At 38.7% G+C, this 24983-nt stretch carries 30 protein-coding genes; 28 read left to right on the top strand and 2 right to left on the bottom strand.

The window, feature by feature from the left end; genetic code table 11:
* The first annotated feature begins 250 nt into the window (after nucleotides 1-250).
* The 6 genes from AC0YNZ_RS21360 (at nucleotide 251) to AC0YNZ_RS21385 (ending at nucleotide 3819) form a co-directional block, all read left to right on the top strand.
* Nucleotides 251-667, top strand: coding sequence for a hypothetical protein (locus tag AC0YNZ_RS21360; protein ID WP_475828527.1), 417 nt, complete (start codon nucleotides 251-253; stop codon nucleotides 665-667).
* Nucleotides 668-990: 323 nt separating this feature from the next.
* On the top strand, nucleotides 991-1224 hold the full coding sequence (locus AC0YNZ_RS21365) for a YdcF family protein (protein ID WP_475828623.1): 234 nt from the start codon (nucleotides 991-993) through the stop codon (nucleotides 1222-1224).
* A 56-nt stretch (nucleotides 1225-1280) separates the two neighbouring features.
* Nucleotides 1281-1736, top strand: a complete 456-nt coding sequence (locus AC0YNZ_RS21370; protein WP_218230387.1) for a DinB family protein — start codon at nucleotides 1281-1283, stop codon at nucleotides 1734-1736.
* 616 nt (nucleotides 1737-2352) lie between these two features.
* Nucleotides 2353-2781, top strand: a complete 429-nt coding sequence (locus AC0YNZ_RS21375; RefSeq protein ID WP_475828528.1) for a hypothetical protein — start codon at nucleotides 2353-2355, stop codon at nucleotides 2779-2781.
* Between the two features lie 188 nt (nucleotides 2782-2969).
* Nucleotides 2970-3266 carry a hypothetical protein gene (locus AC0YNZ_RS21380; RefSeq protein ID WP_475828529.1) on the top strand — a complete coding sequence of 99 codons (297 nt, stop codon included), beginning with the start codon at nucleotides 2970-2972 and terminating at the stop codon, nucleotides 3264-3266.
* 175 nt (nucleotides 3267-3441) lie between these two features.
* Nucleotides 3442-3819 (top strand): hypothetical protein, encoded by a 378-nt coding sequence (locus AC0YNZ_RS21385; RefSeq protein ID WP_475828530.1) that lies wholly within the window; start codon nucleotides 3442-3444, stop codon nucleotides 3817-3819.
* 169 nt (nucleotides 3820-3988) lie between these two features.
* Here the strand turns inward: AC0YNZ_RS21385 and AC0YNZ_RS21390 are convergent, their stop codons facing one another.
* The gene (locus AC0YNZ_RS21390; RefSeq protein ID WP_475828531.1) at nucleotides 3989-4393 is read right to left on the bottom strand and encodes a hypothetical protein; all 405 of its coding nucleotides are present in this window, start codon (nucleotides 4391-4393) and stop codon (nucleotides 3989-3991) included.
* Nucleotides 4394-4688: 295 nt separating this feature from the next.
* Between AC0YNZ_RS21390 and AC0YNZ_RS21395 the strand changes: the two genes are divergently transcribed.
* From AC0YNZ_RS21395 to AC0YNZ_RS21495, 21 genes are all read left to right on the top strand, one after another.
* Nucleotides 4689-4820, top strand: coding sequence for a hypothetical protein (locus tag AC0YNZ_RS21395; protein WP_475828532.1), 132 nt, complete (start codon nucleotides 4689-4691; stop codon nucleotides 4818-4820).
* Between the two features lie 129 nt (nucleotides 4821-4949).
* Nucleotides 4950-5435, top strand: coding sequence for an Imm26 family immunity protein (locus AC0YNZ_RS21400; RefSeq protein ID WP_475828533.1), 486 nt, complete (start codon nucleotides 4950-4952; stop codon nucleotides 5433-5435).
* A 179-nt stretch (nucleotides 5436-5614) separates the two neighbouring features.
* The gene (locus tag AC0YNZ_RS21405) at nucleotides 5615-6043 is read left to right on the top strand and encodes a hypothetical protein (protein WP_475828534.1); all 429 of its coding nucleotides are present in this window, start codon (nucleotides 5615-5617) and stop codon (nucleotides 6041-6043) included.
* Between the two features lie 434 nt (nucleotides 6044-6477).
* Nucleotides 6478-7257, top strand: a complete 780-nt coding sequence (locus AC0YNZ_RS21410; protein WP_475828535.1) for a hypothetical protein — start codon at nucleotides 6478-6480, stop codon at nucleotides 7255-7257.
* A 1033-nt stretch (nucleotides 7258-8290) separates the two neighbouring features.
* The gene (locus AC0YNZ_RS21415; protein ID WP_475828536.1) at nucleotides 8291-8872 is read left to right on the top strand and encodes a hypothetical protein; all 582 of its coding nucleotides are present in this window, start codon (nucleotides 8291-8293) and stop codon (nucleotides 8870-8872) included.
* Between the two features lie 157 nt (nucleotides 8873-9029).
* Nucleotides 9030-9293, top strand: a complete 264-nt coding sequence (locus tag AC0YNZ_RS21420) for an NUDIX domain-containing protein (protein WP_475828537.1) — start codon at nucleotides 9030-9032, stop codon at nucleotides 9291-9293.
* 305 nt (nucleotides 9294-9598) lie between these two features.
* On the top strand, nucleotides 9599-10195 hold the full coding sequence (locus AC0YNZ_RS21425) for a hypothetical protein (protein WP_475828538.1): 597 nt from the start codon (nucleotides 9599-9601) through the stop codon (nucleotides 10193-10195).
* A gap of 161 nt (nucleotides 10196-10356) precedes the next feature.
* Nucleotides 10357-10785, top strand: a complete 429-nt coding sequence (locus tag AC0YNZ_RS21430; protein WP_475828539.1) for a hypothetical protein — start codon at nucleotides 10357-10359, stop codon at nucleotides 10783-10785.
* A 301-nt stretch (nucleotides 10786-11086) separates the two neighbouring features.
* Complete coding sequence (locus AC0YNZ_RS21435) at nucleotides 11087-11560, top strand: DUF2975 domain-containing protein (RefSeq protein ID WP_475828540.1); 474 nt, start codon at nucleotides 11087-11089, stop codon at nucleotides 11558-11560.
* Nucleotides 11557-11760 (top strand): helix-turn-helix domain-containing protein, encoded by a 204-nt coding sequence (locus AC0YNZ_RS21440; protein ID WP_113035934.1) that lies wholly within the window; start codon nucleotides 11557-11559, stop codon nucleotides 11758-11760. The genes AC0YNZ_RS21435 and AC0YNZ_RS21440 overlap by 4 nt, the downstream gene beginning before the upstream one ends.
* A gap of 406 nt (nucleotides 11761-12166) precedes the next feature.
* A protein-coding gene (locus AC0YNZ_RS21445) for an IS3 family transposase (protein ID WP_475828541.1) occupies nucleotides 12167-13527 on the top strand; the annotation gives its coding sequence in 2 pieces (ribosomal slippage) (nucleotides 12167-12623 and nucleotides 12623-13527; 1362 coding nt in all).
* Nucleotides 13528-13805: 278 nt separating this feature from the next.
* Entirely contained in the window at nucleotides 13806-14333 is a 528-nt protein-coding gene (locus tag AC0YNZ_RS21450) for a sigma-70 family RNA polymerase sigma factor (protein WP_475828542.1), read from the top strand.
* A complete protein-coding gene (locus tag AC0YNZ_RS21455; protein ID WP_475828543.1) occupies nucleotides 14323-15396 on the top strand; it encodes a hypothetical protein in 1074 nt (357 codons plus the stop codon). Before AC0YNZ_RS21450 ends, AC0YNZ_RS21455 begins: the two co-directional genes overlap by 11 nt.
* A gap of 351 nt (nucleotides 15397-15747) precedes the next feature.
* The gene (locus tag AC0YNZ_RS21460; RefSeq protein WP_475828544.1) at nucleotides 15748-16593 is read left to right on the top strand and encodes an ornithine carbamoyltransferase; all 846 of its coding nucleotides are present in this window, start codon (nucleotides 15748-15750) and stop codon (nucleotides 16591-16593) included.
* Between the two features lie 137 nt (nucleotides 16594-16730).
* A complete protein-coding gene (locus tag AC0YNZ_RS21465; protein WP_475828545.1) occupies nucleotides 16731-16865 on the top strand; it encodes a hypothetical protein in 135 nt (44 codons plus the stop codon).
* 219 nt (nucleotides 16866-17084) lie between these two features.
* Nucleotides 17085-17669 (top strand): hypothetical protein, encoded by a 585-nt coding sequence (locus tag AC0YNZ_RS21470; protein ID WP_475828546.1) that lies wholly within the window; start codon nucleotides 17085-17087, stop codon nucleotides 17667-17669.
* 376 nt (nucleotides 17670-18045) lie between these two features.
* A complete protein-coding gene (locus AC0YNZ_RS21475; protein ID WP_475828547.1) occupies nucleotides 18046-18939 on the top strand; it encodes a metal-dependent hydrolase in 894 nt (297 codons plus the stop codon).
* A gap of 162 nt (nucleotides 18940-19101) precedes the next feature.
* Nucleotides 19102-19752: an rRNA methylase gene (locus AC0YNZ_RS21480; protein WP_475828548.1), complete on the top strand. Its 651-nt coding sequence runs from the start codon at nucleotides 19102-19104 to the stop codon at nucleotides 19750-19752.
* Between the two features lie 1146 nt (nucleotides 19753-20898).
* The gene (locus AC0YNZ_RS21485; protein ID WP_475828549.1) at nucleotides 20899-21129 is read left to right on the top strand and encodes a hypothetical protein; all 231 of its coding nucleotides are present in this window, start codon (nucleotides 20899-20901) and stop codon (nucleotides 21127-21129) included.
* Complete coding sequence (locus AC0YNZ_RS21490; RefSeq protein ID WP_475828550.1) at nucleotides 21126-21518, top strand: type II toxin-antitoxin system VapC family toxin; 393 nt, start codon at nucleotides 21126-21128, stop codon at nucleotides 21516-21518. Before AC0YNZ_RS21485 ends, AC0YNZ_RS21490 begins: the two co-directional genes overlap by 4 nt.
* A gap of 272 nt (nucleotides 21519-21790) precedes the next feature.
* A complete protein-coding gene (locus AC0YNZ_RS21495; RefSeq protein WP_475828551.1) occupies nucleotides 21791-22006 on the top strand; it encodes a hypothetical protein in 216 nt (71 codons plus the stop codon).
* Nucleotides 22007-22299: 293 nt separating this feature from the next.
* Here AC0YNZ_RS21495 and AC0YNZ_RS21500 read toward each other — a convergent pair whose 3' ends face one another.
* Entirely contained in the window at nucleotides 22300-23406 is a 1107-nt protein-coding gene (locus AC0YNZ_RS21500; RefSeq protein WP_475828552.1) for a tyrosine-type recombinase/integrase, read from the bottom strand.
* A 375-nt stretch (nucleotides 23407-23781) separates the two neighbouring features.
* Between AC0YNZ_RS21500 and AC0YNZ_RS21505 the strand changes: the two genes are divergently transcribed.
* Nucleotides 23782-24771 carry a hypothetical protein gene (locus tag AC0YNZ_RS21505; protein ID WP_475828553.1) on the top strand — a complete coding sequence of 330 codons (990 nt, stop codon included), beginning with the start codon at nucleotides 23782-23784 and terminating at the stop codon, nucleotides 24769-24771.
* Nucleotides 24772-24983: the final 212 nt, after the last annotated feature.

Genomic DNA, 24983 nt, shown 5'->3' on the forward strand with positions numbered 1-24983 from the left:
TCGAAGCGAAAAGTGTTTGGAAATATAAAGTAACTCCGGATCGTGTGGAACTCATCTCAAGCGAAGAAAATGATGAATTAATCCATATGATCGGTTGAACTAACGGGCAGGATAGTTTAGGGAGGAATGGATAATAAAACCTGATATTTTATATAATTAAGAAGGTTGTAGATGCATCTCTTATATGAGAAATATAAGGGGCGATTCAAGATGTCAAAAAAATCAATTATATTGATAAAGGAGACGTCGAATGAAATTAGCTAGGGTTATTGTACCTTTTGTTTTTTTATTACTTATAATTTGTGGATTAATTATTGTTAATCCAGTAAAGTCAGGCATTAATAGTGACTATTCTGTGATGATAGATAATCAGTCTGATTATGATATTGTTTCACTTGAAACTGGGGTAGAAGCGTCCGACTTAGGAATCATACCAAAAGATATCTATAAAAAAACAATTAAACCCGGGGACAAAGTAACAATAAAACCAGATATCGACGCAATTGAAGTAAATATTTATATAAAGTATGTTGATTCATCTGGAAATACTACTACCAAGACTATTTGTAGTTATTATACAAGCAGATATAAATTGGATGCCAGAGTCACTATTAGTAATGATGGAATAGTAGTTGATCAAGGATGTATACCAAAAAACAAAAGCTGATGCAAAAAGCATCAGCAAGAGAACTCATTAGTGGCTGTAACATGGAAGTTTCGCAATCAGAGACTTCATGACCACATTCATGTTCAGGCGTTGGGAAGCGATAGTTATACAAAATCTAATCAACTATTAATAAATCTACATAAGAACCATAATGGCATTACGCTAACGGGTACGATAGCTCCATAATGTTTCACAACGTAGGCTGCTGATGATTCTCTCGGCAGCCTGTTGAGCTAACGGACAGGATAATTTAACTAAATGACATTATATTAATTCCAGGAGCAAGTCATCCTCAATTATGGAAAGAGCCGCAACATTGTACCATAACGGTATCGCTCAATTTATTCCTACCTTCTGGTGGTACGACCCCTCATGTAGAAACAACCGAATGGGAGTTTCTTAAAAATGTCGGGGTAGCGTTAGGAGTACCTTCAGAATCATTACTTAAAGAAGATAAAGCAACTAATACCTTTGAAAATGCACGCTTCTCCTTGGAAGTGTTACAGCAACAAGGAATTCATCCAAAAAAGGTTGTTTTAGTTCATTCAAATGATTAAACTAACGGATAACAGTAGGTTCAAGTAATCGATGAGACGAAGAGGGGGAAACCGAAATGAAGACGATCAAGTGCATGATGGACCACCTGTACTGGGCGGACGGACGCATCTTGGACGCGCTTGAGGAGAGTGAGACAAAGAACAAGGACCTTCTGAAGCTGGTTCGGCACGTCGCGGTCGCGGAACGAGTCTGGCTGTCCCGATTGCAGGGCAAGGGCAGCGCGCAATATTCGTTGTGGGAGGAAGCGGAAGACCTGACGGCGATCCGGACGATGTTCGAAGAAAACGCCGAGCAATATCGCGTCTATATCGAAGGGCTCGAGGAATCCGAGTTGGACGAGATGATCGACTATGCGAACCAGAGCGGGGTTCCGTTCCGAACATCCGTCCGGGACATCCTGTCGCAGGTCCTCTTACATGGGCAATATCACCGGGGACAGATCAACCGGGCACTTCGGATCGAATCGGCAGAGCCTGTCCAAGTCGATTACATCACGTTCGCGAGGCTCTAACAGGGCCTAATAATCACCATTACTCGGAATGGGATTGGCATTGAACTCCCATGGAAGAACGCAATTACTTCCATAATCTGTGGTGTCGCGTGAGCAGCATGGATGGCTAACGGGCAACGATACTGGAGGAGTGCGCACTGTGGTGGCCGCTCCTCTTTTATTATTGAGCTAACTGGCTGGTTAACGTAGGAGAGCACATATGGAGATGTTATATTCATTTTGGGGGTAAAAGTTCGATGAATGATAAGAGGCTAACGATTTTAGTTTTTATGGGAACATTTTTGGTACTTTATTTTTTTGACTATCTTATGAACACTGATATTCTGAGCATTGTAACTTTCCATAAGAACGGTTCTACGTTCAGTTTTATAGGAGCTCTCCTTTGGCTCATAATTTCATTTACTATAATATATGCCATTCAATTTTATAAGAAAAAGAAGAGGTAATTGTCCTTAAACTAACGGGTACGATAGCTGAATAACACGAAAAGCAGCCGACTAGATGATCGGCTGTTTTTCGTTGAAGTAACGGGCAGGATAGTTTTAATGATTTCGCGAATCACTTCAGGAATGACGAAACTTTTATTTTAGTTACACTTATATGAAAGGATGTTCACATGAGCTGGGACGTAACAATTATGAAGTTACCAGATAAAGTAACGAAAATTGAAGAAATAGATGAATCCGAAATTGACGAACTAGGTAATAGAGATGAAATCATAAAGAAACTGATGAAGCTATTTCCTGATGCTGATTTTTCAGATGCATCGTGGGGATTATTGGAAAAAGAGGGATACTCAATAGAGTTTAATATACCCGAGGAATTTAATTTAACTTCAATTATGTTACATGTTCGGGGAGATAACAGGTCACTAAATGCAATTAAAATAATTTGTAGCACTACTGGCTGGAAAGCGATGGACGAAGAGATAATTGATTTTAACAATAGACCTGAAAGAGGCTTAGAGCAATGGCAACAAGCAAGGCAATTATTGTTAAAAGATATACGCAAAAGGAATAAAAAATGGTATGAATTTTGGAAATAAGCTCGATGGGTGCCTTGGCATAACACCATATTCACGCTTCGCAGCATTTGGCTGATTAAGCTAACGGGTACGATAGTTGAACACTACAAAGGACCATATCAGCTGCTCTATTTTCATTAAGCTAAGGGGGCGCAACCTTCCAGGATATAAGGTCGTTTATTGATGTGTGTAGGGAGGAGGTGCTTTGATTGACATGGCTGCTGAAAAATAGATGGAAGGCATTAACCTGTGCTTTAGCTGTGCTATGGGTAGTTTCGTTTTTATCACCGGAAATATCGATTCGTCGGTATATTTTCCTTCATCTGCATCCAATCCAATGCTTCACGGCAGACGTGACAAAGACAGATTTTGAGGATAAAGACTACGGACATCTGTATGATGTACGAGGCTATACCGACCGCGTAACTGGTAACGAGATTGGCGTATTTTACCTTAAAAAAGCAGGGCCATTCTGGTATGTTGGGAGCGTCGGGACTGGGCCCTGACGCTGAAAAACCACAAAATAAATACTTTAGCGTTGAACTAACGGGTACGATAGCACAAAGAAGGACTGCCTCGCGGCAGCCCTTCGTTACGCTAACTGGCAGAATAGCGGAATAAAGGAATCAAATAACTTTCGTAGAATCATTGAAAACAATGACGATTTTTGAGGTGAGATTAATGAGTTTTGCAGACAAATTGAGTGATATAGATTTCACTGATTTTATAGGACAGAAAGTATTAGATATAATTTCAATTGGACGCGATTTGTTAAACATCATATTGGAAGATGGAAGTTTAAATGTAGAGTGTTCCTGGAGATTGAGGAATAAAACCGATATTGTGGTCGGTATTACTGAACGTAAAGAAACAGATTTTTTATCTATCTTGAAAGTTTATCTGCATAACAAGAGTATTATAAACATTCATCATTATGAAACAGGTGACTTAACAATCGAATTTCAAAATCAATATTATTTTGATTTGTTTGCCGATTCCTCAGTATTTGAACAATACCAATTATATCGAGGTGAGAGTCTGTTTTTACTCGGTAGGTGAGCTTCTTTATTAAACTAACGGGTAACATTAGCACAACAATAAGACAGCTGCCGGCAATCAATCGGCAGCTGTTTTTCATTGGACTATTGGGCAGGATAGTTCCAATATGTGGTATTGTATGAGTGTGATAAGAGGTGCGTTATTTGACTGTTCCAATTTATAGAACTGACTAGACGCTCAATAACTCTTGCCGCTCTAATCTTTCCACCTCATCATCATGTAAAGCTGCTCGACGCTTTAGGAGCTCATATGTCTCACTCCACTCGTCAGGGTATCTTGTCCATTGAATTCGCTTATACAATTCTCCAAGGGCATGCTCTACTTCATTTCTAAATTGTTTCCATAGCATCTTAGCTTTGTAATAGTCACCGTTATTACGAGTAGCATTCACTACGTCATAACAGAGTTTATCTTTTCTGGAAATCTCCATACTGATTTCATCAACTGTAAAAAGAATTTCTTTTTTGAGTTTGGCGTCATTCTCCATAGTTGCGATCATTTCGGCCATAATAGAAATTATATTGGGATTATTTTGAGCTGAGTGATTAATACATTCAGCGAGTTGGATAGTCATAAATTTCTCCTCCTAGCAACGTGCTGTTACCATTCTGGTTTTATATAATACTTTTCGTTAGAAGGGGTTTTTTTTAGTCACTAAGCAAGTGAAGACAGCTGCTTCTTTGTTTATAGTGAAGTGAAGGATGAAATTTATTGGCATGGCCAGGTGAGATGACTTATTACGTTAACGGAGAACGATAGTTGAACACCGAAAGGACTGCCGCGTGGTAGTTCTTCGTTACGCTAACGGGCAGGATAGTTGAAATATGTTACTATGGATTAAATGAGAATTTGAATGCTGGAGGTTCAAAATGGGGTTTCTTGTTGTGATTATTATGGTAATTGGTTTAGCAGGGATAATTAGTAATCAATATTCGATGATAAAGAAGATGGAAGAAATTAAAGAAACTCTTCGTGAAATTAAGGATAAAAATAAGCCATAATGTATCTTTTATTAGACTAGCGGAGGAGTTTGCTTTCCAGCAACTCCTTTTCATCTATTGAAGGGCAGTTTAACGCAATTCGACAGGTGGTTATAATGTGCTTATATTACTTTCAGTGAGGTCGGCGGCATGAATATTAAGTATCCTTTTAGACCGAAGACAAATGTATCTCTTGTTCCAGGGCAATTTTGGGCTATTCCCTTGAAAAATGGGCAATTTGCTTGTGGCAGAGTGATACAGGTAACGAAATCGTATATGGCAAGTCCAACAAAAACATTCCTTGCAGGACTAATGAATTGGTTGGGCGATTCACCACCAATGGCGGAGGATATTGCAGGAAGACAGACCGTAGCTCAAGGAGTAGTGCACATTCGTGCAATTCACGAAACTGGACTAGGAGAAATGATTATAGGCTTTCGTCAGTTGGAATCAGATTTAATTGAGCCTGATTTCTTCCGTTCTCAGACAGGATACCAGCCTGGGATATGTATGCTGATGAAGGGATTAATCGAAATAAGACCAATCACTCAAAGCGAGTGGGAAATATACACAACGTTAGGTGCTTGGGGAACGGACTACATCCGAGAACTTGCAGAGGCTAAGTTATTAGGATAGCGATTCGCCTTCTACGCTAACGAATACGATAATTGAATGACAAGGGAGCAGATCACGCCGCGGCAGCTGCTCCCTTTTCCATTGAACTAACTGGCAGGATAGTTACATCTTTCCACGAATAATTTATAAGAAATTTGAGTTAAGTAATAGTTTAAACAACAATAAGGAGAGACATTTATATGACGCAGTATACAATTGACGACATGATGAAAGCATACTCGGAAGATGCACTCGAATTAGCTGACAAATTAGGCATTAAATTAGATTTTTCTGAAGAAAGCCTTCAAAATCTTGACCAAATATTAGAACAGTATCACCAAGGGATACCTAAAGGTTTAAAGAGATTTTTTACAAAAGGACCATCAGAAGAGCAAATTATTCAAATGAGTAAGTTATGGGGAGGGTACTTAGGAGAAGTCATTAAAAGAAATATTGGTGGAGAGTGGAGTATGAGTAAACAATTTGATAATGCAATTGCATTAACATTTGAAGGAAATGAGATATATCCTCCTGCTAAAGTAAATAAAAGAATAATTAATGGAAATGAAGATAACGTATCCATGTTCTATAAGGTAATAAAGAATGACTTAACCAGTAATTCGAAGTAATTCTATAGGACTTTGTTAAGCTAACGGGTACGTTAATTCAACAAAATAGCCGCTAGCCCGAACTTAATTTCAGGTCAGGGCTAGCGGCTAGTGCAGCTTAATGATTCAATCGAGGACAGTTGTTAATTCATCAGATTCTCTATCCGATTGTCACGGATCCAGCACATTTCCTTGATATCTATGGTCGCTTTGAAGTCGTCAATCAAGGTAAAACGATCTTGAAGACTGACTAACGACTCAATACGGAAAATATCTCGCAGTCTATTAAGTCCACCCGAATTGATGTTGAACAACGCAAAAGCGTCGTTTGAAATATTGGATAATGTATGAATAGTCAGTTATAAAAACCATTGAAAAAACGGTTTTTTTATTTGTTATTTTCAGTAAAATCAAGAAGGTAGGAATAGAATGATTTAAATAGGAAAGGGACTAAAATGAACTATTATAGTACTCGTATAAGGGTTGTATTAATAATACTGCTGGTCACACTGATAGTGACGCTAGTTATCGTATTTAAGAATGGCAGTGAAGAGGTAAATCAGCAAGAGATCAACTCTTCTCTGCAAACCGTCCGTCAGGATTGTAAGCTTTGGTGTCTTGATCCGTCTCTTACTATTCAATATGAGGGTAAATATATGGGTTATGGAGGGAAAGAAAATTTATTAATGTCGATCAAAAGGAAGAATGATCAATTTATAGAAGCTAGTTATTATGTCAATCCAGAATCACAGGAATTTATAAAGATCATATTTAATTGGCGATTAATGGCCATTGATGATGGCAGTGCTGCTAAAGCCAAAGAGTATGCTGATTTAAAATATACCATTATCAAAGATTCTAAAAGTCTGATTGGGACCTCCCAAATAATGAATGTAAGTACAGATGCTGATGAGATAGCTACCTATCGCGGTAAATTGATTACGCTTTTTGGTGCTCCCCTACATGAAACGATTCAAGATGATAATGCATTCACGTACCTATTTGAAGCTAGTGATCATGCAAATCACAAATGGCTGTTCACGGCTTATCAGGGACCCTCTGGATTCGCGATTGGTGGCAATCCTAGACAAAAAGATAGCAAAGCTGCAGCAGTTGCATTTGTAGAAGATCTGAACACAATGGCTCCAGCTGACTTTGAGCGTTCTTTAACTAACCGTGATGACAAAACCAACATTACATATGGCTGTAAAGATATGAAATGCTATTCAAAATGAATAGGAGTATGAAATATATGCCAGGCAAGCGCGCAAATTGATGTCGGGAGACAAGAACATATAAATATTAGGATTCACGCGCTGCACGGCATTTTGAGTTATATGATCAAGTTCATGTCATTGATCGATGTTAAGAACTTAATCCCATTACCGTTAAGTGACAAGAACTTGCACCCATCTTCGATGACACGAACGCATTACGCTAACGGGTACGATAGTTCAACCACGACATCACGGCAGCCGGCCATACGATCGGCTGCTGTTGTTCGTTAAAGTAACGGGAAGATGTCTTCTATTAATTTGAAAAAGGTAATGTTCATCTTGGGAAGAATATGTAGTAATCAGGAAAGATTAAGGAAGGTAGAAGTGAATCAATGACCCTCTCAATAATCCAGCTATATTCTGAACCCGGTTGTTATTTTTCGATATCTTATAAGGTGCAGGGTTACATCAGTGAGATACTCAATGACAAAATAATGGTACCCCACAATATCTTTGAGAAGCTTAAGGGGAATAAAATGTCACTTATGGTATCGACTAATTCTCAGACAAAAATAGTCGAAGTAAAAGGCCCTAGCCGGGATACCCGTAATAAAATCCTTACTTGGGGATTATGGCTCCGTATGAAGAAATAGTCAGAAACGATGATGAGAGACAAGCATTTATAACGTATTTTTTTAAGTCCATTAACATGTTGTTTGCCAGATACGACGTTACTACAGAAGAAATATCAATCGTTGAACGTCATGTGAGGGATGTGATCGTAAACGATCCCAATTACTATGTAGAAAAAGAGCTATTCGAGGAAATTGATTTATCTGATATAGATTTTGACTAAATATTATTGAACTAACGGGTACGATAGTTGAACACCGAAAGGGCTGCCATGTAGTAGCCCTCCATTACGGGCAGTTATGCGCAACTTCTGATTATTATACACGTTTTTAATTTATGGGATTATTTGCAATGGACTTAAACTGTAACTAGGTATTTATTTACTTTGCTTGAGTATTGGACGCGAAAAGGAGTCAAGATGAAACGAAAACAGTCAAGATTACTTCTCTACTTTGTGTGCGTATGTCTCCTCATGCTTTATATTGGACATAAAAGCGGATATGCCCTCAGTGAAAGCAAAGCGTTGGAAGATTCGTATCCGCACGTAGACGGGGAAGGCGTGTACCACCAAGCGTTCGGGACGAAAAAAATAGTCATATGGAAAACCAAGCATATGGATTATGTTAAGCTGGTTACCACGAAATGGGGATTTCTATATCGTGTATCCAACGTCTCCCAAATACTTCCTAGTGCGAGTGAGCCGAATACGATCAAACGAACATGGTCCGCTCACTTGAATGCCAAGAAGAGATACGAAACAATTTTTGCCGTCGAGACAGTCAACCCTGAGATCAAAAGCATCATCATTAGTAACGACAGCATTGATGATGTTGTAGCGGATGATTTGGACGTTATCAAGAGCAATTCAACCGTATGTATTGAATTACCTGTAATTAATGGTTATGTGGCGTCCTATCAAGAATTAAGCCCCCAGGACTCGACCGCATTTATTTTTAGAGGGATGGATAAGAACGGTAATATGGTCTCTGTAACAAGGTAGTCTAAAATTTTTGACGGATACGAGAGCTCAACAAACATCAAGAGAAGGCTGTCGACAAGCGTGATCGATGGCCTTCTCCGCTATCGGGCAGGTTAATTCCAATATGTGTTAATATTAGGTTTTCTGTAAGGCCAACTAATTTTCGGGGGTAGAAGCAATGGTGTCTAATATTCATCATTTGGCAAGGGGCATTATTATCAGTAGCGACAAGGTTCTATTGGCGCATGCAATTGGACATATTAATACCTTTTTGCCAGGTGGCCATATTGAATTTGGTGAAAGTGCGCCAGAAGCTCTAAAACGCGAAATTGAAGAAGAGATAGGGTTGTCTTGCAATGTAGAAATCTTTTTAGGAGTGGTTGAACATAAATGGGAAAAAACAAGGGGCTACATTGTGAAATCAATCAAGTTTTCAGAGTAAACATATTCGAACTGGACGCATCCAAATCCCCGGCCTCTCGTGAGTCTCATATTGAATTTTATTGGGTATCTGTAAACGAGCTCGATAAGCACATTTTACAACCTTATCCTTTCCGCAAACTTATTCTACAGCTTGTAAATGGCGACGATTCGGTATGGTGGGAAAGCACATTAGATAGAGAAATCGATTCAGACAATATCGGATGAGTTAACCCAGGGAATTCAACTAACTGGTACGATAGTGGAATGAAGCAGATTGCAGCGACAGTCTGCTTTTTTCATTGAAGTAACGGGAGAGTTAAATAAATGGTAAGGAGTGGAGGTATGATTGACAGGAGGGTATTAAAGACCTATGACCATGAAATTGATGATGGGTTGAACGAAATTTCAGATACAGCAATAATATTAAACTTCAACAGTGCAATTTATAGTCTGTATCCACATTTGATACCGATTTATGCCCATGCTTATGATGCGTGGGACGATATAATTATTCCATTATTTTATGAAATGGTTTATAAAACGTTTGCTTTTAAATATGGAGTTAATATAACTCCAAAAGAAACACATTCGTATATGTATTCATTAAATTGTTATAAAGGAATCCATCATATTGAGTGTATTCCTAAAGATTTAACTATTAAAGCTTTAGTTAATGGGGAATTGGTGAACATTGATACTGAGTACTTAAAAGATAAGATTTTGATTTTTAAATCTTTCGGTGACGGTCTGCATTTTTTAACTGGTGGAATTGATGCGAGTCAAGCGTCCAAGGTACATTTCGACCTTGTTGAAGTTGATATTGCATATTCAGAAACGGGTTATCGTTCAAAAATTTCGGTATTTATTCATAAAGATGATTTAGATTATAGTTTTGTTGCGGAAACTTACAAATGTGAATGAACATAAATAATTTGCCGTTAAGCTAACGGGTACGATAGTTCGGCACAAACACATGAGGCCGCCGATATTGATCGGGCAGCTTTTCCGCATTAAACGGGCAGAATTGCGTAGTAAATGGTGTATATTAATGAGAGTGAGAGTAGTTAATAGGGGGTAGTCTAATGGATTTTCATATAAAACCATATGAAAATGCTGGTCCTATTTCGTTGGGAATGACTAAAGGACAAGTCAGGAGCGTAATGCCAGAGAAGCCAGATGAAAAGCATGATATTCGGGGGGCATATACTGACTTTTTTGTTAATTCGGATGTTTTTACTTACTATACAGATGAAAATGGATTTTGCGAAGCTATTGAGTTTTCTCAGCCAACAAAGGCTATATTCAATGGAAGAACTTTAAATGGGATTCCTTTTATAGAAGCAAAGAAGTGGTTGGAGCAATTTGATAATGAGTTAGAACATGAAGACAGTATAGGAGTTACATCATATAAGCTTGGTATTGGACTTTATGCACCTGATTATGATGAGGATGAAGAGCCTGGAGCATTTGTAGAAGCAGTAATCGTTTTTAGAAAAGGGTATTATGACTAGTGGAAATCATAAGAATCATTGAACTAACGGGTACAATAGCTGAACGAACAAGGAGCAGTTTGCCAGCTGCTCCTTGTTTTATTAAAGTAACGGGCACAGGATAGTTTAATCATTTTCGCGAATAACTTCAATTAGTGGGTTCATAAATATGTCCATATCTCGGATCAAATTTGAAGGAGGAACAAATAAGCCGTATGGCTTCTTCTTTATAAATAACTTGTTGGGCTCAAACAAATGAATCAATACATTTTTATTGTAAAACGATAAATTAAGTGATAAAATCAAAAATGAGGTGAAATAGATGAAAAAAGAGACGCTCTTTTTAAAAGTTGTTCTGGTTGTTATGGCAATTCCTGCATTAGTGATGTGTTTTTATGGACTCCCAGCGATGGCGCATAGTATGATGCCGGATTTCCCGGATATTAAAGTTTATCTTTCCGCTTTGGCTGCGTATGTGGCGTCTATTGCGTATTCATTTACGCTACTTCAGGCATTTAAGCTTCTCAGGTACATCGATACAAATACCGCTTTTTCGCAAACCTCTGTTTTAGCGCTTAAGAAAATAAAGCGAGCGGCGGTTGTCGTATCACTCATGTTTGCATGTAATCTCCCGCTTTTCTACTTTGTAGCTGACGGCGCAGACGCACCAGGCGTCATGGTCATCGGGCTATTTATAACCTGTGCGCCAGTCGTAATCGCAGTATTTGCCGCAGTTCTTGAGAAACTGCTCAAAAACGCGATCGAGATCAAAGAAGAACAGGAGTTGACCGTATGATAGTGGTTAACATTGACGTCATGCTTGCAAAGCGGAAAATGAGCGTTACTGAGCTATCGGAGAAAGTCGGCATTACAATGGCGAACCTGTCGATACTTAAAAACGGAAAAGCGAAAGCCATTCGAATCTCAACACTCGAAGCGATCTGCAAAGCACTCGATTGCCAGCCTGGAGATATTCTCGAGTATCGGCAGGATTGAATAAAATAAAAAAACCCGCCGTACGTCGCAGATGTAAGTAATGATGAAGAGTTCGAAAGCTAATCAATCCTAACGATTACATAGCCTTCGCCTTTGAGGCTAACGGCAATATGACACTATACCATAAGAATAACTCATCAATAATAATGCTTGCTCATGACCATTGTTTTGAGCACATTACACCCCTTGATGGTTATCCAGAATATACAATATACAGAATTAATGATTGTCCAAACTTGTTGCTTGGGTTGAAGAAGTTGCTAAGCAAGAACTAAGTAGATTGATAACACAATGAATGATTAAGCTAACGGGTACGATAGCTCAATAAAGACATGACGGCAGCCGGTCAGAACGATGAACTGCACCCCATTTGTTAGACACGACTAACAAAGGAGGTGCAGTTTTTTTGCCTAAATTCAGTTTAGATGAGAAATTGGAGGCCATCCATAGGTATCAGAATGGTGCTGAAGGAGTCAAAACCATTGCGAAATCATTAGGGATAAATCATGAAGTTTTACGTATGTGGATTAGGCAATACGAATATCACGGCATAAAAGCTTTTAAAAAGAGCTATACAGCTCACACCATCCCATTTAAACCAGACGTACTCAACTATATGAACGAGAACGGGACGTCTCCAAATGAAGCTGCTGTCATTTTCAATATCTCCTCTCCTGGGATCATTAGAAAATGGCGCAGTCAATTCAATGAACATGGAATGAACGCCCTAAAATCAAAGAAAAAGGGGCGTTCACTCATGACAGATAAACGCAAAAAAATGACGAAGAAGCAAGAACCTGCCGAGGGCTCAGTTGAAGCTCTACAAGCTGAATTAGAACGTTTGCGTATGGAAAACGCCTACTTAAAAAAGTTGAATGCCTTAGTTCAAAACAAGGAAAAATCACCAAACAAGACAAAGCGCAAGTAGTCTATGAATTAAGGCTCGAATTCCCGGTGATTGAATTGCTAAAGCTCGCTGAAGTCCCACGTAGCACCTTTTATTACTGTGTAAAACAGTTTGGGAAGCCAGACCCAGACGAAGAACTGAAACTCCTTATTCAATCCATATATGAGGAACATCAAGGACGTTATGGCTATCGTCGTATTCGTGATGAACTAGTTAATCGGGGCCACCGAGTTAATCATAAAAAAGTGCAGCGTATCATGAAGGAATTAGGTTTGAAATCTGTGGTACGCATGAAGAAATATCGTTCCCATAAAGGAACAGTAGGTAAAATTGCGCCTAACGTACTGGATCGTAATTTTCAATCAGATAGGCCAAATGAGAAGTGGGTTACCGATATTACGGAATTTAAGTTGTTTGGTGAAAAGCTGTATGTATCACCTGTTCTGGACTTGTTTAACGGCGAGATTATCACCTACACAATAGGGACTCGCCCTACCTATTCCTTAGTCTCCGAGATGCTAAATAAGGCCTTTAAACGCTTATCTGACGAGGATGAACTCCTCCTGCATTCGGATCAAGGCTGGCACTATCAGATGAAGCAGTATCAACATGCTTTGAAGAAACAAGGAATTACCCAAAGCATGTCGCGCAAAGGAAATTGTTACGATAACGCGGTAATGGAAAACTTCTTTGGCATTATGAAGTCGGAGTTTCTTTATCTTAATGAGTTTGAAAGTGCAGATCACTTTAAGCAAGAACTAGAACGATACATTGATTACTACAATCACAAACGCATCAAGTCAAAATTAAAAGGCATGAGCCCGGTACAGTACCGAGCTCATGCCCAACAGGTTGCATAAAAATATTCGTCTAACTTTAAGGGGTCACTTCACGATCGGCTGCCGTTTTCCACGCTAACAGGCAGTAACGTTATATAAAAAGGGATCGCCGGCTGCAGCGCAGTTAGATTGATCCTTTTTTTTATTTGCTAGGGATTGGCATATTTCACCTTAGTAAATAGGGAGAAACTTTGTTAGGATTGGACAAAAAGATACCTGAATTAAAAAAGATTAACTATCAAAGGGAACCTTTTGTTTTTGATTTTTATCTAATCAATGAAACGAAAGGAGGGTATTAATTGCAGAAAGAAGAATTGGTCCAATTTGCTCAACAAGGAAACAAGGAAGCATTTGTCCGTTTGATTCATGAATCGGAAACAACGATGTACCGCGTGGCAAAATCGATTCTCAAGACCGATGATTCGGCTGCGGATGCCATACAAGAAACGATTTTAAAAGCTTTTAGTTCGATAGGTTCTTTGAGGGAACCTAAATTCTTTAAAACGTGGTTGATTCGAATTTTGATCAATATCTGCAAACGGATAATTCATTCGAACCAAAAGGTGGTTCCTATCGAGGAATGGATGTATCCCATTAAAACGCCATCTTACATATCTTTAGAAATACAGAATGCGATGGACTTCTTAGAGGATGATCATCGGACGATCGTCACGCTTTTTTATTACGAAGACCTAAAAATCAAAGAAATAGCTGAGGTGTTGGAAATTCGTGAAGGAACGGTGAAATCCCGGCTTAACAGGGCTAGAGGAAGACTCGCAAAATTACTTGGGAATCATAAGGAAAGGGGTACTTCTTATGAAGAATAATTTCGATTTTGAACTGAAACGAATGATAAAAAAGAACGACTTTACAGAAATACCTGAAATTGTTCGTACAAGAATTGATGATACGCTTGCATCGCTTCCGGAAAAAGGAGCTTACGAGTCCATGAAACCAAAGAAAAAATTAACAAAGCGTATGGGGATAGCTGCTGCACTGGTAGCGATGTTAGCATTTACTTTGCCCGTAGCAGCTAGTTCCATATCTGAACTCGTGGCAAAAAGGACGAAAGAAGTTACAGATTTTGCCGTAAGCACTAAGGGTTACATTGTATTAGATGGTTATTACTATCGGGCAACGGGTGAGATGCTTAGTGAAGAAAAACTCGGAGACAAAATTGCTGAGATTAATCGTATCGGGGAATGGCAAATTAAGCGATCCGGCGACTCTAACGTATTTCCGCCAGGAGTCATTTATTCCATTAAAGGTAAAGATGTCAAAGAGACAATTGCGGTTCGGGTTTCAATTGGTAAAGAAGATAAGGGTCCTTACGGATATGTGGTTCTCCTGCGTTCAGAAAAAGTAGAGCTGCCCGATACAAATAAGATCATCGGTGCGAAAAACGACCCGGAAGAAGTGGCAATCGCTTTAACAAACATCAGAGCGATAGCACCTTATCTTTACGAGTTAAAGACCGAACAGAATGGCGTTACGTCAAATTTAGCTACTTACAGGTCGGATAATGGAGTAACCTTATATTATAGTATCCCGGAAGCGGACTATAACGAAACTCAAGGCTTCCTTTTTGTATATGAGTATCCCAAAGAAATTGCAGAAAAAATAACGAATTCTGCTTTTAGCCCTAAAATAAAGAGCGAAATAGTTACTATTGATGGGAAGAAGGTACAGAATCACGCACCTGATTCAAATTACAAGCCACCAACAGCAAGTGAAACATTTGAACTAAACGGAATCCAGTGGAGTTACTATGGGGATCATTTGCTTCGTGGTGAGAAGGAAGGGCATTATTACGAAGTTCAAACACAAGGTAAATTCACTCATGATAGTTTAGTTAGGTTATTGAAAGATTTTAATCAACACGGTAATTAAATTTAATTCAATCTATCCAAGCTTTCTCGGTACGATAATTCAATACTTATGGCTACCAAAATGAAAGGTATTGTCTAGTTGTTGGACTATATCGAATACGGAAATCTAAACATTAAAATATGCTGATATTTGTGATTACGCTAACGGGTAACGATAGCTGAATAAAAGATATTAGACGAAGGAGCTGCTGCGGCAGCTCCTCTTGCTTATTCGCAAAATTATGTTTTTTATACAGATGTCTACTGGGCATTGAGTTAAAGGGCAGATTAGTTAAATAGTTGAAAGTTTTAGACGGAACGTATACTGTATAAATATACTTTATATAGATTATTTATGCGAGGGGCTGATTAGATGAATTTATTAGATATCAATGAATTGTCAACAGATCAAATACTTAATATCTTTCACTTAACTGACGAAATTAAATTGGGGATGCACAAAAATTGCTTGATGGGAAAGGCATTTATTTTATTCTTTCCTGAATTAAGCATTAGAACAAGAATCACTTTTGAGAGAGGAATTAAAGAGTTGGGAGGAGAATGCATTTTATTTCCTTCCGAGACCTTAGATAGAAGGGAACAGTTGAGTGATGCTGTTAAATACATCGAAAACTGGGCACAGGCAGTCGTTGTTAGGCACGCTGATTTTTCAAAAATACAAGAATTATGTAGTCACTCAGCTATTCCCGTAATTAATGCGATGACGGCCGTTAATCATCCATGTGAGATATTATCTGATTTGTATTCTATAAGTAAAAGAAGGGAGCAGTTTCAGGAACTCGTTTACACTTTCGTAGGTCCAGCAGGGAATATTTGCAATTCATGGGCTGCCATTTCGAATGTGATGAATTTAAAATTTAATCATGTTTGCACGAAGGGTCATGAGTTAGGGGACGATTCAGACTTTTATAAGTTTCATACTGATCTCGACGAGATTCTTATGCAGAGCGACGTGGTATTAACGGACTCATTACCCAAAGAGTTGCAAAACGAAGAGTACATCGCCAAATACCAAATAACCTTAGAGAGAATGAAATTAACTCAGAATAGAGCAATGTTGAACCCGTGTCCACCTTTTTTTCGGGGTGAGGAAATTAGTGAAGAAGCGATCTCTTCTGAATATTTTGTTGGTTATGCATTTAAAAAAGATTTACTATTTGTTCAACAAGCAATCATTTTACATTGTCTGTTGAACTAACGGGAGCTTAACACTCACCAAGACGAGATTACCTGCATATATAGGGCAGCCTCGCCTGTGCAACAGGCAGGATAGTTGAATCAGGGAATCAATATACTATATGAAGTGTATTTGATTATAAGAGCAGGAGATCTAAAATGGAAAAAATCTTAAAAATAATCAATTCCGTTTCTTTGCTCATTCTTGCTCTGAGTTTACTTTACATTGCAATGCAATTTCCCGCCCTTATCGAAAGGCTTTACATCATTGCTGAAATGCTAAGCCACGGATAAATATTACAAAAGAAGGATCTGAACGATTGTAATTTCTCCTTGCTCATTAAACTCCCATGGAAGAACGCAATTACTTCCATAATCTGTGGTGTCGTGTGAGCGGCATGGATGGCTAACGGGCAGAATAATTCAATAAAAAAAGACTAAATGATGCTCATTCTGATTCATAAATATGGTAATCCTGAATTATATGTATCATGTAAAATGGGGTGAGAATGCATGTTCCATATAAGAAACATAGAAGACTTCTATAAATACAAGGAACTTTTAAGTAAAGTCTGTAACCAAGATTGTGATTTGCCAAATCAAGTTTTTCGTAAAGAATTTGGTTACTATCTATTTAAACAATTTGATGATGCAATGAGTGATTGGGGGACACTTCAACACTTGGCATCAGTATCAAAGGACGAATATATAGTAACCGCCGTTTTAGACCCTAAGCCAATGGAATACTACTTCAAAGAGTTTGGTTACTTTAATTGGATTAAGTTTCCGAAGAATATTGAAAGTAACGAGTATTGGAATGCACTTGAATTAGGACCAGAGAATTGGCCAGCAGATTCAATTTCCAACAACTCATTTACGGTTGTTTGGTATAGCCCTTCCATGAAATGGGCTATATGGGGGGATAGGAATTACGAAGTAAGTATATTAGCTTTTAATAACGAGGAAATCTTCAGATCTGTATTGCCATTCTTAAAATCATGGCGTAAGTTTGATGAAACGGTAATTTCTTGGCTAGAATTGGCTTTTAGAGAACTGCCAGTAGAAATCGTAAAAATACTCAAAGCTAATTACTATTAATTAAAGAGAACAACAAACCTTTATTACGCTCCCATGGAAGAACGCAATTACTTCCGTGGTGTCGCGTGAACGGCATGGATGGTGGGAAACGATAGTTGAGGTGTATGCGCTTGCACAACTCCTCATTTGTTTATTTAAGTAACTGACAGGATAGCTCAATAGTTAGAAATTATGGCGTGGAACTAAAAGGACATATAAACTCTATTGACATAAAGATTAAAGTGCACAAAAATGGAAAAGTATAGGTGATTTTAAGGGGGCTACACATTCAAATAAGATATGGGGTGTTTTTATTTCGGTCGTGTTAGCAATGCATATTCTTACACATTTTCTTGTAGGGGGGGTTATTTGCACCGTACTGGCGGGAAGACAAAAGATGTCTTTCTATAACAAAATCGCCTTTATTTCGATGGGTGGATTTTTTGGTATATTCCCAGATTTTTTTGGACCTCGTGATATTTCGCCGTGGTCACATTCCATTCTTATAATGTCTTTGATAATGATACCAATAGCTTACCTACTCAAGAGGTTTATTTTTAACCGCACCTATTTATCCTTATATATAAGTGTAACGGGGAGTGTGCTGATAGGTCACATCTTTGTTGATTATCTGGGGCATGGAGTACATATGTTCTATCCAATTTCACAAAAGGCATTCTCCCTGCACCTTATTTTTCTTAGCGATCCCACAGTCTGGTTTCCTATTTTAATCGGAATCGTTAGTTTCCTTCTTCCGATCAAACGAAAGCTATTTATTGATTGGATGTTAGTTTCCCTTGTAATTATTTATTTGGGAATAAAACTAATCACGGTGTTGCAAATTGAACAACACATCGGTGAGGAATATGCTCTTACAGGAAACGCGGTTGTAAGTGTGTATCCCTTAGAAGAATATCAAGTCGAGGAGTTAAGTGATTATTGGAAATTAGGATATGATATAACTGACTCGCAAAGGGATATCAGGGGTATTGTACCGATATTGACAAAGGACAATTTTGTCAATGTAAATTATATCTACAATTCAAAAGGTGAAGTCATCATAAGTCCTACTGGGAAGGATAGGATGGAAAGGGTTTACCGAGAATCAGCAATGAACAATGAACAACCCTTCTTTGTAAAAGAGGAAACTCAGGTTGGTAATAACGCTGTTATTTTAGCTGAAAATCGGGAGGGAGATGAATATGTATTTTTTCTCCAAGATAATATATGGAGTTTAGCTCCTGTGGATACTAAAACACAACTGATTACCGAGGGTATGGGGGTGAAATGATGTTCGCTTCCATTACGCTAACGGGAACGATAGTTGAATAATAATGGATGAGCAGGCGCTGCGGTGGCCTGCTCATTTTTTTTAAAACTAACGGCAGTTAAGCATGATATTATGAAACTATTATCACTACGATTCTTTGCTCCGATTAAAGGGGATTAGATTATGGAGATTGCTGGATATCGCGTTATTAAGGGAAAAGAGCAGTTTAATCACAGTTTTGGGGGGACAGGTTGGAAAACACCTATTTGTGTGAATTGTCTCACTCCAATGCACCTAATCTTTAGCTTTGACCTTACAGATCCTCGACTAAATGTACACCGCAAAGCTACGTTGAATAGCTTACCTCTTGTCACCTGTCTAAATTGTTCGGGTTATTGGAAACCCCAGGTTTTTCAGCTTGAACCTGTAGCTAAAGCTATAACTGTTATTGAACAAACTGATTCAGAGCATTGGATCATGGAAGATGATGACAAATTACCGTGTCCTCTCCCTTTGAACAGCGTAAAACTGATACCTCTATTAAAGATAGATATCCTATTAGATGATGCGGGCAACGATGAACCCTTTACCTTATTTGGTTCAGAATACATATGCCGCTTACTCGGTCCGCCTTTGTTCGCAACTGATAAGATTCAAAAGCAGTGTTCCTCTTGCGGCAAGGAAATGCAGTACATAGCAACCATCGGCAGCGAAGATTATAATTCCGATGGTTTGATACATGATGGATTTTCGTTCCATATAGGTGAATCATTCATCTATTTCTATTTGTGTACAGATTGCTTAAGGCTTGAGTCAGAAACGCAAAGCACCTAATGACAGGGTTCATTGAACTAACGGGTACGATAGTTGGAACACCGAAAGGGCTGCCGCGTGGAGCCCTTCGTTACGCTAACTGGCAGGTTAGCGTAACCTTTTATCGCAGATAGCGTCTAAATTATTACATATTCAGGATTCATAAACGAGGTGAGCTAATAATAGAATGAAAAAACGAATTTTACTTTTTGTTAGTATTATTGTGTTCGTGGCAATTATCGGCGGTATTACATTGCATAATTTTGCTAAAAACCTAGGCGAAAGTTACAATCAAATAGGTTAATGGGAAAAGAGGACTTACAAATCCTGGCGTTAAGCTAACGGGTACGATAGCACAATGTGAACAGGCTGCCGTTGTCGGTAGCCTATTCAGCTAACTGGCAGTAGAGCGTGGTGGCTACTTGGTTAGGTAGTTAAGAGTTAGCGGTGACCTCATAATACGAATGGGCAGAATAACGAAGCGATGTATATAATTAAACTTTACCTTTTTCGAGAGTATTGACTGTTATATGAGTAAGAGAAAAGGTTTAAAGGGTTATGTTATGTACACTCAACCGATTGCCCTACGTTCAGTCTATGGAACTGGACATGGATGGTTGTCGTTAATACTTTTATACTTTGACACTTTAATGTAATACTTTTTAAATTTTAATCTAATATATCAACTCCGGATATTTAGGCAGCAAGCATCTCCAAAAATCTCTCCGATCTAAAGTATTCAGTACATTAATTATTAATGTGTTACAATGCGCGGAGGAAAGAGGAAAGGCCCCTAGAACAGGAGCCTTAAGGATAGTTGATCCGAAAATTAATCCGGATATATTTAAGCATCGCTTTGCGACTCATTGGAAAGCCGTCTATATTAAAGGGTATTCATAACCCTACTTAATTGGTTAAGGATATACTGATAAAATGGTCTATGTAATGCTCCATCAATCCTGTTTTGGCTTGAAGTAATACATAGCCATCTCCATTATTATTAAAGCTCAGTTGGTCTGCCAAGGCGAATAAGACCTCGCCAGCATTTATAAATTTATTTCTTGGTCTACAAAGGAAATAAAAAAGAAGCCTTTGCTCAGGCTTCTTTTTGCATTGTATTAGATATGGTATACTGAGATGAAGAACGGGTAGGGAGTGATGGTGGTTATGGCCAAAAAAATGGACCATGAGACAGTCATCCAGTTAAAAAGTATTTTTAAAAAGCTAAATGTCAGTAACCAGAAGGTCCTGATTGATCTTCAAAATGAAACGCTTGAAATACAAGAAGATGAAATGGGTATTGAAGATCTGTTGGAGGCTGCAGGAACACTGTCTCAAGAACGGGCAAATGAGTTAATGTGTGATGTGAATAGTGCTCGTGAGGAATGGGATCGATGAAGGGATACTTGTTGGATACGAACATAGCCATTGCAATATTGAGTAACGAATCTCGTGTGATCGAGTTTATTCAACAGGCTTCACGTGACCGCATGAAGATGTATTTCTCGGTCATAACAGAGTGTGAGGTTCTGTCAGGGCTAAAGGATGACGAACATTTGCGAGCAGCAAAGTTATTTGGGTATGGGCGGGTCATTGAAGTTTCATCAGAAATTGCTAAAACAGCCGGATCATTACGAAGGACTCAAAGGGAGAAAGGACGGAAACTAAAAACGCCCGATGCTCTTATTATTGCTTCAGCTGTGAATGAAAACTTATGCCTTGTTTCAAGAGACCACGATATGAAATTCGTGAATGAAGAGCTGAATATAAATGTGATAGACATCTAATTCCCGCCTCTTGCTATTGGAGTGCGGGATTTTTGTTATGGTAATTTACATCGGATCGAGACCGCCAACAAGTATTGCCGAGCTCTCTTACATTTAAAGTTAGCTCGAGGCAATGAGGAAATGGCGAGCTTTATAACATGGTATTAAAACTCGCATCTATTAAGAAGTAAAAAACCTCACCTCTTGGGTGTTTCTTGAACATCATGGCTTCCTCCGCTTTCGTTAACACTCCATCTCCTCAAACTATCATGTTCTGCGGAGTAAGGGGAAACATGATTCCACTTTCGCTATCGCTTCGTTCCATTATCGTTCTAAATGCATCCGGCTATTTCAAAGAAGCAAAACCTATCGAAGAAGCGGAAGGTTTATTTCGCAGGTCTTCCCGCGTGCATCCTTATCGTTTTTCGTTTTTCAAAGTAGACACTCGTCATACCTTAGTCATCTGGTCGTATTTCGATCACATAGAACCTCACCGCACAAGACGATAAAATTTTTATGAGAAAATCGCTCAAAAAACTTTTTATCATCCCTTCGGACACCCTTGCCCTACGAGAACCTATATGTTCCTAAATCTGCGATGGCTACGGTACAACGAGTAATTATTGTTCTTTGAAACCTACATACGACTAAGCAAGTCAGCAAGAAAGAAACTGCTCACAAACATTAACACCTTCCGCTCATTGCCGCTCGGGCTAGACAGGCAGGCGGTGTCCGAGTAAGGATCAGAAAATCAAGCCGGAAAGGCGGTGAAAGCGCCTTTCACTTGGCATAGCCTATTGGATTATACCCTATCGCCATTAAGCTCGAATCCAGGAATTACAACAAACTCGCTGACGTCATTTTCTTTTTTTATGTCACGGGATAGATAATTATCTTCCGTTGTACGGCTCGTGGCATGATCAAGGGTTTTAGCAATCTTATCAACCGGTGCGCCGCTGTTATAGGCAGCTCGTGCGAAATAATGGCGAAAATAATGGGCAGTCGTTTTCTGATTATGCTCTGTCCGTAGATTCGCCGCGGCCAGTTTTTTTGTCACGATAGCTGATAAGCTCGTAAGTAAGTAATGCTTCCCATTTCGATTTGGGTAGAGCGGGCTCTCGTCATTTGGATCAATAGTGGTACTTAATCCAAGGCGACGACGATACTCCTGCAACTCTTGAAGAACGTAATCCTTGATATGAGCATGTCTCTCTCCGCCGCGCTTTGTCTTTGTTCGGACATAGTATTTATGCCGGATCGAGTCGAAGTAGAGGTCTTTCCACATCGGCGTAATGACCTCATTAATCCGCAATCCTGTACTGACCAGGAGGAGCATCAGGCTTTTGAACTTAGGATCGTCCTTATAGAAATGTACAGCCTCCTGCAGCGAAGCCGGAGATATTTCTCGATCTGGAATTTGAGATTTGTCTAAGGTAACGCCAGTAAGTCCACGAGTCAAATCCCGTTTCAGATATTTTTCATCAAAACACCAAGAGAGGAAAGAGGAGAGGATCGCTATTTTTTTCGCTTGTGTCTTCTTTTTTGGATATTCACATTCAATCCACTCCTGATATGCCTCAATCTGGGACCGTTTTAGTTTGCGAAAATCGGATATTTCATACTCGGTGACCTTACGCAAAAACTGAAGGAGTTCGCGGGCATATTCAGTAATTGTTCTTGGATTACGGCTGCCATTTCTTCTGTGTAGGAATAAGTAAACCATTCCGATATTTGAAAGCGGCTCATAATCATAGTCGCCTTTATCATTCTCTGAAGCAATAATTGACGAATATATAATTGGAAAGAAATGATCATCCGTTAAACGATGTATGAGTTGTGGATCATATAAATTTTCTAGTGCTTGTGCAGAGTTATTCGTGTATAACTGTAATTCACTATATTCAGTCAAATATCTCACTCACCTTATAGTGATATTTATAAGACTAGTATAGCAAAATTGATTTATAAAAATAGTTCTATAAGAGAAAGTTTGTAGATAGAAGGGTTAAGAAAAAATAATAGATAATTAGTTTTTCTTTAACCGGATCTTTATGTTTGTCATTCTATATAAGAATAAGTTTGAAAAGTGATCTAATAAGAACTTTGGTACTAAAAAGCAAGTAAGGTCAGTCTTATTTTAAGAAATCTTTTCCTATGGTATCATTGTTTTATATATGCTGATTAGTTTATGAGTGAATAGAAAAATTACAATATTGTGAGATAGCTTGATAAAAATCCAGACAGACATTCTCATGGTTAAAAAAATTATTGGAGGGAGAGAACGATGAACGAATATTTAGATACGACCCAGGCTGCTAATGAATTAAAGGTTACAGTAGGATCAATATATAAAATCGTGAACCTTGAGGATGCGAAGAAGCGACTTAATCCCGTTAACCGTTTAACACATAAAGGAGATGGAGGATACCGATTTACGTGGGAAGAGATCGAGCGTATTAAACCGGCATACGTGAAAGAGGATTTAACATCGGCACAAGCTGCTAAAAGAATCGGAAGGTCTACAACCTATATTCACCAGCTTTTTAAAAAGGGATTGCCTCATTATGAAATGGAGTTTCGTGGGAAGCGAACGTATTTTGTTAAAGATGTCGATCTAGAAAGATTTCTGACTAACAATCCGGATTCAGGTAAATATGATACCATTTACGACCGAAAATCGAAGGTTTTCTTATTCCAACCATACCGCTTGGGGAATAGATTGGCTCGCGTCTGCAGCATGAAGCGTGTAAATCGAAACCGGATTGAAGTTATGCTGCAGGTTAGTATGGACGAACGAATACCACTAGAAAGAGCGATCGATGAAGGATGGCGGCCTGCTACCACTATTACGGATCGTAAAGCTATAACCACTTATGGATATGCCGTGTTCCAATTTCCACTGCCTATTACTCTGGACTCCATGATTTACACCATCATTGAAGAGTTTTTTAAGCTGATTGGTCCTGCAAATCTTCGCATCCAGATAGGTGAAACCATTCAGGTTGAAGTGAAGAAGTCTGTTTTGACTGGTGTAATGCCGTCTACTCATCCCGATATGATCGACAAGCTGAAAACTTTTATACGTTCAGGTGAGATTACGCCTAAATACGATGGAACGCTCATCGAGACGGGTTTATCGCCGGTGACGTTCTATTTATCTGAGCAAGAAAAGGACAAACTAACTGCTAAAGCGAGTAGTGCTAACAAATCGCTGCAGGAATGGCTGGAATCCATTGTTTTCGAAGCTTTAGGGAAGGAATTATTACACGAATGAGAGCAGAGTACAAAGCCAACTGCCACTTTCTCGAAGAATGAGTAGAAGTGAAATTTATTTTCCTTTTTTAGGGGGGGCTATCCAACGATATTTGAAAGGAATGGGTTTATTTGAAGAGTGTCAAACTGACAAAGGCAGATCTACATAAGTTACCTGAAAATGAAGCGTTAAAAGAAAAGTTTATCAATATACTTGTACAATTTTATTCTCTA

Source organism: Paenibacillus sp. J2L1-98 (genome assembly GCF_056269405.1).

Excerpts from the sequence above, each read along its gene's own strand:
- AC0YNZ_RS21410 (WP_475828535.1), top strand. The coding sequence starts at position 6,478 with ATGAACTATTATAGTACTCGTATAAGGGTTGTATTAATAATACTGCTG.
- AC0YNZ_RS21475 (WP_475828547.1), top strand. The coding sequence starts at position 18,046 with ATGTCTTTCTATAACAAAATCGCCTTTATTTCGATGGGTGGATTTTTT.
- AC0YNZ_RS21430 (WP_475828539.1), top strand. The coding sequence starts at position 10,357 with ATGGATTTTCATATAAAACCATATGAAAATGCTGGTCCTATTTCGTTG.
- AC0YNZ_RS21455 (WP_475828543.1), top strand. The coding sequence starts at position 14,323 with ATGAAGAATAATTTCGATTTTGAACTGAAACGAATGATAAAAAAGAAC.
- AC0YNZ_RS21400 (WP_475828533.1), top strand. The coding sequence starts at position 4,950 with ATGAATATTAAGTATCCTTTTAGACCGAAGACAAATGTATCTCTTGTT.
- AC0YNZ_RS21465 (WP_475828545.1), top strand. The coding sequence starts at position 16,731 with ATGGAAAAAATCTTAAAAATAATCAATTCCGTTTCTTTGCTCATTCTT.
- AC0YNZ_RS21495 (WP_475828551.1), top strand. The coding sequence starts at position 21,791 with ATGATTCCACTTTCGCTATCGCTTCGTTCCATTATCGTTCTAAATGCA.
- AC0YNZ_RS21440 (WP_113035934.1), top strand. The coding sequence starts at position 11,557 with ATGATAGTGGTTAACATTGACGTCATGCTTGCAAAGCGGAAAATGAGC.
- AC0YNZ_RS21480 (WP_475828548.1), top strand. The coding sequence starts at position 19,102 with ATGGAGATTGCTGGATATCGCGTTATTAAGGGAAAAGAGCAGTTTAAT.
- AC0YNZ_RS21390 (WP_475828531.1), bottom strand. The coding sequence starts at position 4,393 with ATGACTATCCAACTCGCTGAATGTATTAATCACTCAGCTCAAAATAAT.
- AC0YNZ_RS21375 (WP_475828528.1), top strand. The coding sequence starts at position 2,353 with ATGAGCTGGGACGTAACAATTATGAAGTTACCAGATAAAGTAACGAAA.
- AC0YNZ_RS21505 (WP_475828553.1), top strand. The coding sequence starts at position 23,782 with ATGAACGAATATTTAGATACGACCCAGGCTGCTAATGAATTAAAGGTT.
- AC0YNZ_RS21460 (WP_475828544.1), top strand. The coding sequence starts at position 15,748 with ATGAATTTATTAGATATCAATGAATTGTCAACAGATCAAATACTTAAT.
- AC0YNZ_RS21370 (WP_218230387.1), top strand. The coding sequence starts at position 1,281 with ATGAAGACGATCAAGTGCATGATGGACCACCTGTACTGGGCGGACGGA.
- AC0YNZ_RS21385 (WP_475828530.1), top strand. The coding sequence starts at position 3,442 with ATGAGTTTTGCAGACAAATTGAGTGATATAGATTTCACTGATTTTATA.
- AC0YNZ_RS21435 (WP_475828540.1), top strand. The coding sequence starts at position 11,087 with ATGAAAAAAGAGACGCTCTTTTTAAAAGTTGTTCTGGTTGTTATGGCA.
- AC0YNZ_RS21395 (WP_475828532.1), top strand. The coding sequence starts at position 4,689 with ATGGGGTTTCTTGTTGTGATTATTATGGTAATTGGTTTAGCAGGGATA.
- AC0YNZ_RS21360 (WP_475828527.1), top strand. The coding sequence starts at position 251 with ATGAAATTAGCTAGGGTTATTGTACCTTTTGTTTTTTTATTACTTATA.
- AC0YNZ_RS21490 (WP_475828550.1), top strand. The coding sequence starts at position 21,126 with ATGAAGGGATACTTGTTGGATACGAACATAGCCATTGCAATATTGAGT.
- AC0YNZ_RS21415 (WP_475828536.1), top strand. The coding sequence starts at position 8,291 with ATGAAACGAAAACAGTCAAGATTACTTCTCTACTTTGTGTGCGTATGT.
- AC0YNZ_RS21420 (WP_475828537.1), top strand. The coding sequence starts at position 9,030 with ATGGTGTCTAATATTCATCATTTGGCAAGGGGCATTATTATCAGTAGC.
- AC0YNZ_RS21425 (WP_475828538.1), top strand. The coding sequence starts at position 9,599 with ATGGTAAGGAGTGGAGGTATGATTGACAGGAGGGTATTAAAGACCTAT.
- AC0YNZ_RS21470 (WP_475828546.1), top strand. The coding sequence starts at position 17,085 with ATGTTCCATATAAGAAACATAGAAGACTTCTATAAATACAAGGAACTT.
- AC0YNZ_RS21485 (WP_475828549.1), top strand. The coding sequence starts at position 20,899 with ATGGCCAAAAAAATGGACCATGAGACAGTCATCCAGTTAAAAAGTATT.
- AC0YNZ_RS21405 (WP_475828534.1), top strand. The coding sequence starts at position 5,615 with ATGACGCAGTATACAATTGACGACATGATGAAAGCATACTCGGAAGAT.